This window comes from Shewanella sp. 1311, from assembly GCF_059338235.1.
This window is the reverse complement of record NZ_CM181686.1, coordinates 3,038,035-3,051,474: the sequence shown is the minus strand read 5'-3', so window position 1 is coordinate 3,051,474 and position 13,440 is coordinate 3,038,035. Positions and strand designations below refer to the sequence as shown.

Here is a 13,440-nt window from a genome sequence, read left to right as displayed (position 1 = left end):
TCTTAATGCAGCTGGCCAAACGAACAGATATAGGTATAACTAAATTTTAACTAGGCGACTCAGAAAGCTGAAGACAACTTTTGTGCTTGTTGTTCAGCCTGACTACACTCATAAACAATCCTGAATATGTCACTCGGTTGAGGTCACTAAAATTGGCAGCGGCTAAAATCCCTCTCTTTTATGACGATAGAGAACATGCAGAAAAAATCATCTATGAGCTGTCACTGCACGAAGATCTCTCACTCATCAAAAAACACCTAAAATTGGGTGATTATCAACTCAATGGTTGGCTGATTGAACGTAAAACGTTGCCCGATCTCGTGCAATCATTATGCGATGGGCGCCTATTCTCACAGGTGGCCAGATTAGCCCAGAGCCCAAATCATACCGCCCTGCTTATCGAAGGTTATACACAAGATATCGCATGTTACCAGATACGCAGAGAAGCGTTAATCGGGGCGCTGTGCTCGATTTCAATCAATTTCCACATCCCAATACTGCGCAGTCTATCGCAAACTGAAACAGCCAAAATTCTGTATTTTTGCGCCACTCAGTTAAACCGTAGAGAACATGAATTAACCCTCACGGGACGTAAGCCCAAACGCAAGAAAAATCAGCAATTATTCATCTTGCAAAGCCTACCCGAGGTAGGCCCTAAACTCGCCAATAAACTTTTATGCCATTTCGCCAGTGTCGAGGCAGTCGTAACAGCATCTGAAGAGGCATTGATGCAAGTGGGTGGTATAGGTAAAAATAAAGCAAGTAAGATCCGTGAAGTGCTGACTCGCTAAGTGACTTCACAGCATAAGCTGAGTGCCTGTTGACTTACCCGAACAATAAACTATATAGCTCTTGGTGCGAACTCACTTGATAGTTCGGGGCGATACCGGCAGGTACGTCGTGGCCGTGGACGTTATACCAGCAAGTATGAATACCGGCATTGATACCGCCTTGGATATCTGAATGTGGGTTATCACCGACCATGAGCACAGAATCGCGCTCAGGATGACCCATGAGCTCGAAAGCATGTTCGAAGATGCCTACATCGGGTTTGGCTATGCCGACTTTTTCTGAAATCACTAAAATATCAAAATGATGCTGCAAGCCTGTACGCTCTAATCGCACGGTTTGTAGTTCAGTGAAACCGTTGGTGATGATGCCCAATTTAGCTTTACCTTGCAGCGCGGCTAATAACTCGCGAGCACCGGGTAGCGGCGAACAAATTTCGGCCATTGCTGATAAAAAGGCACTATTGAGCGTCATGGCCGTGACAGATAATTTGGCTGCCCAAGGCTCGAAACGTATGGTCTGCAACTCGGCGGCAGTTATTTTGCCATCTTGATAATCGACCCAAAGCGGTTTGTTAACTAACTGATACTCGTCAAAATCGGCTTGGGTAAAATCGACCCCAAACTCACTAAACATCAACTTAAGCCCTTTTAAGGCATCAAAATAAAATAGGGTTTCATCGGCATCGAACAAAATCCATTGGTAAGGCAAGGACATAGGAACTCTCTTTCTGACAAAATAGCTAAAACCCATCCCCATGCCGTTCAGTGGCATCGAGAATGGTACATCGGCGATTGCGGCAATGCTGTGGCTAGCTGCCGAGCAGTAATCAAGATAAGCGATAAACATGAGCGATGAGCCCGAAAATAACTAGGCTTCACTGTCGACACCCGCAATCAGCAAGTGCATTAGTCTACCTTGCATCAAGGGCGATGATAACCACGATAATAAAAACTGACTGTTGAGGTATCATCAACAATAATGGCAGGGGAACGCGATAATCTAAGGACACCATGGAGCACTTTTCGGCACTACCTATCTTTGTCACTATCGTGGAATGCGGTAGCTTTTCACTGGCAAGTCAAAAGCTTGGGCTGAGTAAATCGGCGGTGAGTAAACGCATTACCCTATTAGAACAAAGTCTGGGTATTCAACTTTTGCACCGTACCACTCGCAGCTTGAGTCTTACCGAAGCGGGCGCCCGCTACTTCGACTATGTTCGCCCTGCAGTTAAACTCGCAGAGGAAGGATTGGACGCTATTTCAGAGCTACAGCAAGCGCCTCAGGGCAATTTGCGCATCGCTGTCCCTATGGTATTTGGCCGCTTGCATATCGCCCCTTTAATCCCCGAGTTTCTGCGTCGTTACCCGAAAATACAGCTGCAAATGCAGATGGATGATAAGACCACCGATTTAATTGCTGGCGGATTCGATCTGGCGATTCGCATCGGCGAACTGCCAGATTCAAGTCTTATTGCCCGTAAAATTGCCCCTTGTTTAAGTGTGATTTGCGCGTCACCCGAGTATCTTGCTCGCCACGCTGCGCCACAAACGCCACAGCAACTCAGCCAACATAACTGTTTGTTCTACTCATATTTTCGTGATGGTGTTGAATGGACCTTCTTAAGCCCACAGGGCCCCACTCGTATCCAGCCGAACGGTAACTACCAAGTCAATAATAGTGATGCCATCCACCAAGCCACACTCGATGGTTTAGGCATAGCCAACCTGCCCCGTTTCATGGTCGACACCGACTTACAAACAGGCCACCTACAAGCCTTGCTCGCAGACCATCCCCTCCCAGAACATGGCATCTACGCGGTTTATCCGCAGCGGAAATATTTGCCGACTAAGGTGAGTGTATTGATCGAGTTTTTGATGGAGTTGTTGGTGAATGGCAACTTAGGGTAAATTTCAAAGTTATAGAACAATTTTATGTAGTGGTTCTAACTGATTGAAAATAAGCCACTCTCAATGCTACATTAAAGGGCGATTTAATAACCAAGGATGGAGAATGAACCAAGAATCACTTTTTGAAGATCTACCTGAAGTCGACTCAGGTAAATATGAAGCAAGCATGTTATCCAATCAGAAGTTTTGTGATCAAGTAGAACAATCCCTTGTGGCGCTAGGCTTCCGTGAAGTACAAGGTGTTCCGTCTCAAAACGAGTTCCTTAAAAGTGTGCCTTATACAGATATGTATGGTGGAATTCGAAAAGCAGCATTCTTAGTACAACATCAAACACTAGGAGCAGTCCGAATTGAAGCTCACAAGCAAGAGCAAAGCGGCTCTGTCGATCAAAAATTTCCTTTTTTCCTAGAGTCTCTTCGCCTCGCGCCAGAGCACAATTTAGTCATTTTACTAGGTGGAAAAGGCTATAAACAAAAAGCTTTTGACTGGATAAAAACTGCTGCAAGTAATATTCAAGACAAACAAATCAAGGTCTTTAGTGACCTTGATGAATTTATTAGTTTTTTCGTTTCAAAATAACCAAAAGGGTCGAACAATTCCGACCCTTTCTTTTACTAAATCACACCAATCCCGCAATCTATCAAGTACTTATAAGTATGATCATAAAAATTTGGATCTCGAGTCTCATCTGATTTATCGCCTTTAGGAACGAATATCACCATGCCCTGACGAGCCCGCGTCAACAATACGCGATAAGCATTTTCAAGGTATTTTTGCCGAACTAATTGGCTTCGTTTTTGCCATTTCGTTCCTACAAACTGCCAGTGCTCAAATGCTTGAGCATTGAAACGGTAATCTGCATCCCAAGCCACAACGCACCAGTCTAGCTCTAGCCCTTGTACATCAAATTCAGTAGCAACATCCTCTAAAAATTCGGCAGAACGAATATCATCGGCCCCACTTAAAAACCACTTAGCAGGGTCTATCTTGTTCTTAACGAAAATACCCTCAGCTTTAAGCCTAATACCGTTAGAAGAAGCAAGCAGCCCCATGGACTCGTTGGCTCGTTTGTGCAGATTAACCCAAGCTTTGGCTTTAGCTATATCCCGAGTGACTTTGATTGGGTAGACATGCTCTATCTCTTTATAGAGGCTAACTGCAAGTCCGCATTGCCCAGAAACGAAGTAATGAACAAAGCTCGATAACTTTTCAGCGCGGAAAGATCGCATGGATGTGGCAAGATGTAAGTTAGGTAAGATATTCGCCCTTGAAACCGAATTCAGGTCTACGCCCATTGAGACATACTCACCAGACAATAAAGCGGTGGAAAAATAGACATCCCAATCTAAGAACCTGTCCTTAAGTGCGTCCAACCAACCTGCTAGACCTGCCTCACCTTTATTAATCTCCTGCCCACCACCGACTAGTGCAATAATAAATGCCCAGTCTTGACGACGGTCCATTACTTCGATGAGAAACTCAGGCTCTGATTTATCAAAGTCGACAATACCTCGCTTACGACGCATAAAATCGCTTGCCTGCTCTTTATCCCACGCCCGTTGAGCCTCATCAAATATGGCCACTTTTTCAGGCGGCACACCACCATTCAGATATTCATCCCTAAAGCGATGGATATTTTGAATAAATGATTCAGTCTCCTTTCTGGTTGCGCTGATAGAATCACCAGTTCTAGAAGATCTATCCCTAGCTAAGGCTTCCTGTAATACCGTCACTAAAGGCCCATTACCACTGAGGAAAACAGAATACTCGTTCTCTTCCCTGTTTGCGTGAATACTCGCAATATTTAGCCCTACAAGGGTTTTTCCCGCCCCCGGAACACCGGTAACGAAACAAATTATTTTTCGCTTATTGATACGAGCATCGTGAATCAACTGAAGTAATTGCTGACTCGTTTGTCCAAGATTTTGAGTGTCTGCTTCACTACGAGCTATATCTTCGACTTTATGCTGCGCATATAGCGCTTGCGCCGCTTCGATAATTGTTGGTGTCGGCAAATAGCCAGAATCAGCCCACAAGTTTGGGTCAAAAGTAGGTTGATTCAACCGTTCAGCGATTTGGCGCATTCTTGAAAACAATTCACTGGGTGAAATACACAAGGTCGAAGCAACATTATCGTCGGCGAATTCTGGATTTTTCGATTGGCTCATCGCTTTGGTGGCGACAAGCAGAGGAACTAGATATTTATCATGACTACCGCGATGAAAGTTCTTTAAATCTAAAGCATATCCATGAGTTTGCCTCATATCTGCAGCGGTAAATACTTTTGCGCCAACTTTAAACTCTACAACAAAAACAATCCCTTTAAATATAATCACGACATCGGCACGTCGTCCCATTCGTGGGATCATAAACTCAATGAAAATATGCCCTTCCAGCTCAACGCTCTCGGCCAAGGAACGTTTGAGAACTTCAATTTCAGTACACCAAGCACGAGTTTGCGTATGCAATAAATGCTGAGTATGGAAACGTGATATCTGCCCGATAATCGCATCGGGCTCATCAGATAGAAAATCTTTAAAACTCGCCAAATAAAATGCTCGTTGAGTCATAATGATCCCTCAACGGTAAAATCAAGAAGTTGTTTCGCCGGGATATCTAAAGCACTGGCAAGCTTAAAAAGATTAATCAAACTAACATTGCGTTGCCCACGTTCAATGCCGCTGACATAGGTTCTGTCCATGTCAGCTTTTAATGCAAGCTGCTCCTGAGAAAAAGATCTCTCAAGTCGCAAACTTTTTAGATGAGTACCGAATGAGGTAAGCAAATGATCTTCCATGAATAATCCTTTGAAGAGTTTTCATGATGATCTTTACTTGTAGACAATACGTCTACGGACTATGAGTCACATTCAATACCTAGCACTTAATGATTTTGACATAACATCGCACAGAGTAATCACTCACAAAATACAAAATGGTTGTTGCCGCTGATTACATTTAGACAGCAGATTTACCAACCACTCGACAATAAGTATTTGGTACTTCGGCCGCAGGAATTGCCTAGCTATTCCAGAATTCAACATCACGCAGCTCGACCAATTGAGCTAGATGACGGGCGACTCACATTAGCGACCTTTTGATTGAGGTTCACTTATTCGCCTCACATTATGAGTCGAATAGCGCTAATATTCGCCTCATCAATACCAACATGGCTATGCAATGCAGGGAAATGAGCCTTGTTGGTAATCCGGAAGCTCAGTTTCTAAGCCTTATGAGCTTCCACACTTACTATTATTGTGCAGCGACACTTCACTTATCACACAATACGGTGCGCCTTTACTGGGTGCATTGCCGTGGTGCGTGACTTTTATGTATAGCCACCGACAAAGCCTTCGTGCTGAGATATACTGTCGCCGCTGATTTGACACGCCAATGCGAAACGCCGATGTGAAAACTCATTGCTTACACTGCACCGCTTGCACACACATTCTGAGCCCAATCTATGCCTGATAATGCCAACAATTCAACAGCTTCTGCTCACGCACAATGTTCTGCTAATGCACAGCGTACTGTTGATGCACAACATATTGGCAATGCAGATCATGCCGCAAATACGCAGCACACTGGTCATTCACAGATTACCACGCCAGATAAGATGAATCCTGCAAAGTCGAGTGCGCTCGGTGGTGAACAGGCAAGTGTAGAAAAACAGAAGGTCTTTATCATAGGCCTACCGCGTACGGGCACGACAAGTGTGAGTGTGGCGTTGTTGGAGCAAGGGCTTAAAGTGGCGCACATGGCCTTTACTAAACAGGCATTTATGCTGGCCGATGCGATTTCTGATGTGCCCTGTTTTAGTGATTATCGGCAGCTTGATGGTCTATTCCCGCAGGCCAAATTTGTCTACCTCGAGCGTGATATGGCGAAGTGGGTGCCTTCAATGCAAATGCTACTGGGTAAAATGCTGCCGCATTTAGAGGAAAAATCGGGACGATTCCACCCGATTATGAAACGCAGTTTTCGGCACACGTTTGCTATCAATAAAGTGGCGGATCCCGTAGACGAGGCACATCTTATTGCTTGTTATCAAAGGCATCAAAACGAAGTGCTCGCTTACTTTCATGGCCGAGAAGATTTTATCTCACTCGACATAAGCCATGCGGGGAGCTTGAGTCGCTTGTTGCAATTTTTGGGGTTAACTACGGATTGCCCAACCTTAGGTCAAGTGACAGATAGAGCATTCTCGGACTCTCAAATAAAAAGTGCACCAAACCAGATATCACAGGAAGGAACGAGTCAGGAAAAGGCAGCCGTTCAACCACAGCCAGTCAACACCAGCGAGCATGGACTGGATTTCCCTAAATTAAACGCTGGTACACACGTTGCGGCTTGGCATGAATATAAACATCCCAATAAGGTGAACAGTAATAGCGCTGGCCCGCAAAGCCGTAAGTTTTTCGACTATACGCTTTAGCTGTACGCCCTATTGCTTGCGGCGTTTTACCACAGTGAGCCAATCGAGGCTCACGCCCGAAATGGCATTAAAGCCGCGGATACGGAAGATAAGTTGCAGTAACTGCGGCCTTGGACGCACTTTAGGTTCGACCGAGCGCGGAATAAACCAGAGTGTCACTAAGGCTCGCAGCACGGTCGAGACTAAGAACACCACGAAGATAGGGCTAGATAACACGCCATCCCAACCCGACCAGACTAAAAAGTCCGCCGCATGGGAGGCAATAGTGCCGCCCAATATCGCGCCAACAAATACACAGGCCGCACTCAAGGCTGCTTGCAAAGCGGCGTAGGTCGCAAAGTCACTGCGAAAGGGGCGGATATCATAAAGGTAATTTGCCGTGCTTAAGGTGAAGCCGCTCCACGCCAAGCCAGAGAAAGCTTGGATTGCTAAGATATACAGATAGTTATCCGAGAATAGCCACATCAGCGGCAAGCTTGGGATCATACAACTGGTGATGATCATCACTAAACGATTGCCGAATTGATCGCTAAAGCGACCCCAAAATCGCAGGGTGACAAATTGAGTCGCTATCGAAGCCACGCTGGCGAACACAAATTCGAGATAAGTAAACTTCAAGCCTTCCAACATATAAACGGCAAAAAATGGCGCTGAGATCGCCACCATTCCCTGCATACTGGCGACAAACAAACTGTACTGACGAAAAGTTTTATCCTTCCACGCCTCGCGAAAATGACTAATCGTCTGCAGAAATACGCCGCGCTGTTTGGGCTCGCGCGGATCGGGATCGTGCATCTGCAGCAGTAGCCAAGCCGACACAAACCGCCCCATCGCCGCGATAGAAAACAACAGACTAAAGCCCAGCCACGCCATCTGCATCGAGTCGGTTAAGGTAAGTATGCCGCCGCCAATAAAGAACACACTCAAAGATGCGCCCATAGTGAGCCGAGTGCGCGCGGCGAAAAAAGTGCCACGGCGCCGTTCGGGAACAATAGAGCCCATCCACGCCCGCCAATGGGGTTGAATTAGATTGATAAAGCCATGGTAACCAACGGCTAAAACGATAAAGATCCACACCGCATGTTCAGGGCCGAAAGCGGCTAACGCGCCCATAGCCAGCACAACACAGGCCTGAAAGGCGGCACAAAAGACGATAAAAGTTCGGCGGGAGAAATGGCTGGCGAGCCAGACAGATAAAAGCTGGGAGATAGCGCCAAAAAACTGAGGTAAACCTGTGACAAAGCCCATCTGCGCTAGGCTGGCACCGAGAAAAATTGCGTAGGCATTAAAGAAGTTATCGCTGGTCGCCGTCATCATAGACGAGGCAACCGCCTCCTGCTGCGAGCGACGCAGGGTACATCTTAACCAAGAGTTACGTTCGCTGCGCCGTGAACAAGTGACTAACGGCTGCGCCACAGGTGAATCCATACCAAGCACAAATCCATATAATATTAAGGGATATTGCTCGATTATGTCGGATGAAATGCCATCTGCCTAGGGCTTAAAGCAATCGTATTAAAGCAAAACGCCCAAAGCAAAGCCTTGGGCGTTTTGTTTCTCAGTGCATTGGAACTATAAACTGGCGCAATCACCAAGATCCATATCCTGACTTAGAAATGGGCTTTAAGTACCGTTTCTTGGTCGAGCAAACTTTGGTACAAGGTAAACTGATTGGCGGCGCGGTCCAGATTGTGGCCTTCGCGGTGGATGTGAAAATACACATCACCGTTAAGATAATCCGTTAAAAAACGCACGCCTATCATCAAACAAATCACCCGCGCGCCAAGCCACAGACTGCGTTTTTCGTCTTCCGTTAAGACATCGCCCAACTCGCTCAAGTAGCCACGGCAAATCGCGGCGAAGATATCTTGTCGCACTTCGACTTTATCCAAGGCCGTTGAGTCTTCTTCCTCTGGCGAGCAGAAAGTGCGGACCATATCGCCAAAGTCATACATCAGATGACCTTTCATGCAGGTATCTAAATCGATAATCGCCATGCTGGACATGTCGCGTTTATCGAAAAGCATGTTATTGATTTTAGTGTCATTATGACAAATTCGCAGCGGCAGCTTTGGCGATATTTCCGCGAGTTCATCCAGCAAAGCCTGCTGAGATAACGCGTAATCGACCCAATGACGGCAAAGATCTAGGCGGTGTTGGCTATCGAGTTCGGCGGCCTGTTGTAACAAGGCCATGCGTCCCGGTAAGTGGTGAAACTGGGGGATCACATCTTCGAGCTGAGTCGCATCAAAGTCACTCAAGGCTGAAGCAAAATGACCAAAGGCCTTGGCCGCCATTTCTGCTTCTTGTTCCGACTTAACCACTTCAATGCTGAGACTATGTGGCAAATAACTGATCGCGCGCCAAAATCCTTGTTCGCCTAAATCGATAGCCAATTCACCCTCTTGGGTTAAACAAGGGCTAACGACTTTGAGGCCGTATTGTTGCTGCAACGATTTAGCGCATAAATGATGGCTAATTTTATCGGCATTGCTGACCAAAGCGTTGGGCGTTTTAAATACCTCAGTATTAATTCGCTGCAATACTAATTCGCCCGCAGGCCAGCGCACCAACAGGGTGTCATTGATGTGGCCATTACCGAGTGCAGAAATTTTTGCCTCGGCAGCTTCAATACCAAAATGAGGCAACACTGACTGCCTGATGAGTTTAATCACTCAATAACTCCGTTAATTTTTGTTTTACCCAGACAGTGTCCTGCGGATAAGTCACGCCGAGCCAAGGCTCACAGGCAACATCGACATAGACAGGCAAACCTTGCTCAATGCCCGCTTGTACTATGGCGGGCAAGTAACATTCAGACTTAGGTTGTTGACCCTGTTGCCCAATAAATTCGGTTAATTCACGTTTAATAACATCAAATATGCTTGGGGAGAAGCCCCAGCAAGTCATAGAGACCAAGGACTCGGGCGGCAAACTCGCATGTCCCTGTGGGCCATCACCCACCAATTGCCCACCTTGCTCGGCGATATTGAGCCATTCGGCAACCGATTTAAGCTGACCATTTTCAACCTGACACAGACCCCGGTTAACACCGCCGTGCTCCGACAATGTGAGTTCTATGGGATAAGCCACCATCATCCACTCTGTAGGTCTCATGCTTAAGCCTTTGGCTAACGAGTCAAAAGCGCTATCACCATAAAAATCATCGGCATTGATAACGGCCATTGGCCCTTTAACGAGATGGCGCGCACTCCAAAGAGCATGGGCCGTGCCCCAAGGTTTAAGCCTGTGACTGAGATCAGCCAGCTGCGCCGCTTCGGGTAAATCCGTTAGGGCTTGATAGCAAAAATGATAGGCAAAATCGGTGGGCAAAAACCGTGTCAGTATCTCAGTTAACTCAGTTTCTAACTCAGGGCGGATCACCAGCACAGCACGCTGAAAGCCACTGCGAATGGCCGACATGATCGATAACACCAACATGGGTTCGCCAGCGGGACCGAGCGCTGCCAATTGCTTATCGCCGCCGAAACGACTACCTAGCCCTGCAGCCATAATGACTAAGGTCAATTCTGTATTCATGCTGGATTGATATATTCAGTTCAAATTTAAAGATGTTTCCCCAAACCGCCGCGCCCAATACCAAGGCATAACGCATTTAAAACGCGGTTTGAGAAAAAGAGGAGCAAAAGTGTAATCTACCCCTCTAATTGTGACTAGCATTTAAGCAGAAATTTTATCGACTTATGCTGCTGACCTAAGCTGCGACCTAACTTGCAGTCTAAATCAACGCGCGATGTAATCACCAAAAGTGCGATTCTGTTCCAATATCGCTTGGCTGCCCTTAAGACTGAACTTATAACCACACAGGCTGATACTGCCACGGCGCGCAAGGTCCACTATGATGGCTTGAGTGTCGAGTGGGGTGAATCGCGCTTCGGTTGCTGAGTCGGCTTTCAAATCCACAGTCACAGGGCGATAGTCAGTGCCATTATTAAAGGACAACAGGCTACAGGTTTTATCGCCCTTTGCCGTCGCTATGGACCAGAGGTTTTGCGCTTTACCTTTCTCACCGAGCCAACGCATGATCAAGATGTCATCCTCCAGCGCCACAGAAAAGCCGTCCGGTAGCGCGAGCGTCACCCGCTCACCCGCATAGGGCGCAATCGCGTTAACCGTTACCACTTCTGCGCCGTCGCCCGTCTCAGCGTCGCCACTTGGCCAAAGGCCCCAAACCAAGGCGAGCAAGACCACAACACCACAACCTATCCCCGCAGGACGCCAATAACGGCGTTCCAGTTTAGGCAGCTTAATCTTAGGTAGTACGAAGAACCGCTTTAGCGGCGCTAAAAACTCGAACAAACCGCGAAACAGCTCGGTCATCGACCCTGAATCTTTCGCTTCGGCGCGGCGTTGACGTACTTCTTCGGCATGATCTCGATCGTTAAAGCTGTCCGGCTCGTCATCTTCTTCGACGGCAAAACGCCAACCCGGTTCTGTGCTGCGTTCGGCGGGATCTAATTGGGCCGCGTTAAAGTCGACATGTTTTAAATCAACATTGGCGACATCAACGTCGACTAAATCAATGTTGGTCTGTTCGACACGACTGGTGTTAGCGGGGCGAAAATCCGCATGACTGTCGGGCACCACAAAATCGGCAGGATTTTGCGTCATCCGAGTAAGGGCATCAAAACGCAGTTCATCTTGGCGCTGGGCCTCAAGCTCGGCATCCGCCGCGCTCATAGTCGAGGCGACAATAGGTTCAGCGACATTAGACTCAGCGACTATTGGTTCAGAGGCAATGGGTTCAACATGGGCAGATAAATCCACCACTGCCTCAGAGGCCGTTGCGGCGCTAATGGCCTGTGCATGCGACTGCTCAACATGCGGCTCATGTCGCTCAACTTGAGGCTGCGCTTGAATATGGGCGGTCGATTTGCCTGCCTGTCTTGCGGCAACATCTTGAGTTTCTATCTCTTTAGCCGCCGCCTTTGGAACGATCGTCGGCTCCACACGGCGCCTAGGCATAGCCTGCGATGTTGGCGCATCCAGCTCAGGGCCGAAATAACCGTAGCGATAATCGACTATGGTTGGCGCCGGTAAACGCCAGCCCCAAAACGTCAGTCCAGCGGCTAACGCTAAACTCAAGCCGATTAAGGCAATATGCACATCGGCCGTTAACAGCCCGATGAAAATAAATAAGGGTAATAGGAATACGCCAATCAAGCCTTTTGACTTATCGGCATCGGCCAAACGACGCAAACTGGCGAGCCCTAATAAAGGTAAGCCCAACAATGCCAGTAAATACATCAGGAAATTAGCCCCAAAAGCAGCGGCGGCAAGTGCAATACAGACGTAAACGCCAACACTGATTGCGACAAAGCGGGGACGAGAATCACGCCCGTGAAGGCAGAAAAGAGATTTTAACAGCACGACCCTTCCTTTATTGTTGTAAAAACGAGATACAAAAAGACACTCATTGCCTTATTCGCACGAGCGTAACCAATTTACCCGCAATTGTCAGTGCCTACGACCCTAGTCGGATAAAAATGCGCATAATATCGAAGTAAATCTAAAATAGGCTTAAATTGCTGGCCTACAAGCCCTAGTATTTCTATGGTCAAAATCGGTATAATGCTCGGCTTTCTGGGCCCTTCTTGCGTTAACCAATTGGATATTTAGCTCATGACCGCACGCGGAAATTTATTTATTGTGTCGGCGCCAAGTGGCGCAGGTAAATCCTCGCTGATCTCGGCCTTGCTTAAAGACGAGCCCGCTGACATGCAGGTTTCGGTATCACATACCACCCGCGCGCCACGCCCAGGTGAAGTCGATGGTCAACACTATCACTTCGTTAATGTTGAACAATTCAAAGCGTTAATTGCTGAAAATGCCTTTTTTGAATGGGCAGAAGTGTTCGGCAATTACTATGGTACCTCGCGCCATGTGATTGAGCATACGCTCACCCAAGGTATCGATGTTTTCCTCGATATCGACTGGCAAGGTGCCGAGCAAGTTAAAGCTGTGATGCCCGATGCCGTTGGTGTGTTTATTCTGCCACCCTCGAAAGCCGAGCTAGAACGCCGCCTCACAGGCCGTGGACAAGACAGTAGCGATGTGATCGCCAGCCGTATGGCACAAGCCGTATCGGAAATGTCCCACTATAAAGAATATGATTTTATTATCGTCAACGACGATTTTGACACTGCATTAGCTGATTTGCGTGCCATCATTCGCAGTCAGCGCTTAACCTGTGCTAGTCAGATCCACGCGCAAAATGATATGCTTAACGATCTGTTGGCAGGCCAACTGTCATAGTGTACAATTTTGCGTCATTTTTTCCCTAGA

12 protein-coding genes are annotated in these 13,440 nt (G+C 47.2%); 5 read left to right on the top strand and 7 right to left on the bottom strand.

The annotated features are described in order from the left end of the window. The first annotated feature begins 152 nt into the window (after positions 1-152). Positions 153-791 carry an ERCC4 domain-containing protein gene (locus tag AC5YB3_RS13745; RefSeq protein ID WP_006086643.1) on the top strand — a complete coding sequence of 213 codons (639 nt, stop codon included), beginning with the start codon at positions 153-155 and terminating at the stop codon, positions 789-791. Between the two features lie 34 nt (positions 792-825). Here the strand turns inward: AC5YB3_RS13745 and yjjG are convergent, their stop codons facing one another. After that, entirely contained in the window at positions 826-1,563 is a 738-nt protein-coding gene (gene yjjG / locus AC5YB3_RS13740; RefSeq protein WP_311988333.1) for a pyrimidine 5'-nucleotidase, read from the bottom strand. Positions 1,564-1,802: 239 nt separating this feature from the next. Between yjjG and AC5YB3_RS13735 the strand changes: the two genes are divergently transcribed. Then, on the top strand, positions 1,803-2,699 hold the full coding sequence (locus AC5YB3_RS13735) for a LysR family transcriptional regulator (protein WP_311988265.1): 897 nt from the start codon (positions 1,803-1,805) through the stop codon (positions 2,697-2,699). Positions 2,700-2,802: 103 nt separating this feature from the next. Beyond that, complete coding sequence (locus AC5YB3_RS13730) at positions 2,803-3,279, top strand: PD-(D/E)XK nuclease superfamily protein (protein ID WP_259566514.1); 477 nt, start codon at positions 2,803-2,805, stop codon at positions 3,277-3,279. Positions 3,280-3,314: 35 nt separating this feature from the next. Here the strand turns inward: AC5YB3_RS13730 and AC5YB3_RS13725 are convergent, their stop codons facing one another. Then, on the bottom strand, positions 3,315-5,270 hold the full coding sequence (locus tag AC5YB3_RS13725; protein WP_259484179.1) for a DUF2075 domain-containing protein: 1,956 nt from the start codon (positions 5,268-5,270) through the stop codon (positions 3,315-3,317). Next, entirely contained in the window at positions 5,267-5,497 is a 231-nt protein-coding gene (locus tag AC5YB3_RS13720; protein WP_076497128.1) for a helix-turn-helix domain-containing protein, read from the bottom strand. The genes AC5YB3_RS13725 and AC5YB3_RS13720 overlap by 4 nt, the downstream gene beginning before the upstream one ends. A gap of 665 nt (positions 5,498-6,162) precedes the next feature. Here AC5YB3_RS13720 and AC5YB3_RS13715 point away from each other — a divergent pair. Then, the gene (locus AC5YB3_RS13715; RefSeq protein ID WP_494525521.1) at positions 6,163-7,134 is read left to right on the top strand and encodes a sulfotransferase family protein; all 972 of its coding nucleotides are present in this window, start codon (positions 6,163-6,165) and stop codon (positions 7,132-7,134) included. Between the two features lie 9 nt (positions 7,135-7,143). On the opposite strand, the gene AC5YB3_RS13710 is transcribed toward AC5YB3_RS13715, so the two are convergent. The 4 genes from AC5YB3_RS13710 to AC5YB3_RS13695 all read right to left on the bottom strand — a co-directional run bounded on the left by AC5YB3_RS13710 (position 7,144) and on the right by AC5YB3_RS13695 (position 12,525). Beyond that, complete coding sequence (locus AC5YB3_RS13710) at positions 7,144-8,562, bottom strand: MFS transporter (protein WP_494525520.1); 1,419 nt, start codon at positions 8,560-8,562, stop codon at positions 7,144-7,146. Between the two features lie 182 nt (positions 8,563-8,744). Continuing rightward, positions 8,745-9,809, bottom strand: a complete 1,065-nt coding sequence (locus tag AC5YB3_RS13705) for a phosphotransferase enzyme family protein (RefSeq protein WP_259506334.1) — start codon at positions 9,807-9,809, stop codon at positions 8,745-8,747. Continuing rightward, positions 9,802-10,674, bottom strand: coding sequence for an NTP transferase domain-containing protein (locus AC5YB3_RS13700; protein WP_494525519.1), 873 nt, complete (start codon positions 10,672-10,674; stop codon positions 9,802-9,804). The genes AC5YB3_RS13705 and AC5YB3_RS13700 overlap by 8 nt, the downstream gene beginning before the upstream one ends. Before the next feature lie 204 nt (positions 10,675-10,878). Further along, complete coding sequence (locus tag AC5YB3_RS13695; protein ID WP_494525518.1) at positions 10,879-12,525, bottom strand: hypothetical protein; 1,647 nt, start codon at positions 12,523-12,525, stop codon at positions 10,879-10,881. Positions 12,526-12,777: 252 nt separating this feature from the next. Here AC5YB3_RS13695 and gmk point away from each other — a divergent pair, with 252 nt between their 5' ends. Then, a complete protein-coding gene (gene gmk, locus AC5YB3_RS13690) occupies positions 12,778-13,410 on the top strand; it encodes a guanylate kinase (protein WP_494525517.1) in 633 nt (210 codons plus the stop codon). The last annotated feature ends 30 nt before the right edge of the window (positions 13,411-13,440 follow it).

Bases quoted from the DNA above. Each gene is read 5' to 3' on its own strand.
- yjjG (WP_311988333.1), bottom strand. From the start codon at position 1,563: ATGCCACTGAACGGCATGGGGATGGGTTTTAGCTATTTTGTCAGAAAG.
- AC5YB3_RS13735 (WP_311988265.1), top strand. From the start codon at position 1,803: ATGGAGCACTTTTCGGCACTACCTATCTTTGTCACTATCGTGGAATGC.
- AC5YB3_RS13730 (WP_259566514.1), top strand. From the start codon at position 2,803: ATGAACCAAGAATCACTTTTTGAAGATCTACCTGAAGTCGACTCAGGT.
- AC5YB3_RS13725 (WP_259484179.1), bottom strand. From the start codon at position 5,270: ATGACTCAACGAGCATTTTATTTGGCGAGTTTTAAAGATTTTCTATCT.
- AC5YB3_RS13720 (WP_076497128.1), bottom strand. From the start codon at position 5,497: ATGGAAGATCATTTGCTTACCTCATTCGGTACTCATCTAAAAAGTTTG.
- AC5YB3_RS13715 (WP_494525521.1), top strand. From the start codon at position 6,163: ATGCCTGATAATGCCAACAATTCAACAGCTTCTGCTCACGCACAATGT.
- AC5YB3_RS13710 (WP_494525520.1), bottom strand. From the start codon at position 8,562: ATGGATTCACCTGTGGCGCAGCCGTTAGTCACTTGTTCACGGCGCAGC.
- AC5YB3_RS13700 (WP_494525519.1), bottom strand. From the start codon at position 10,674: ATGAATACAGAATTGACCTTAGTCATTATGGCTGCAGGGCTAGGTAGT.
- gmk (WP_494525517.1), top strand. From the start codon at position 12,778: ATGACCGCACGCGGAAATTTATTTATTGTGTCGGCGCCAAGTGGCGCA.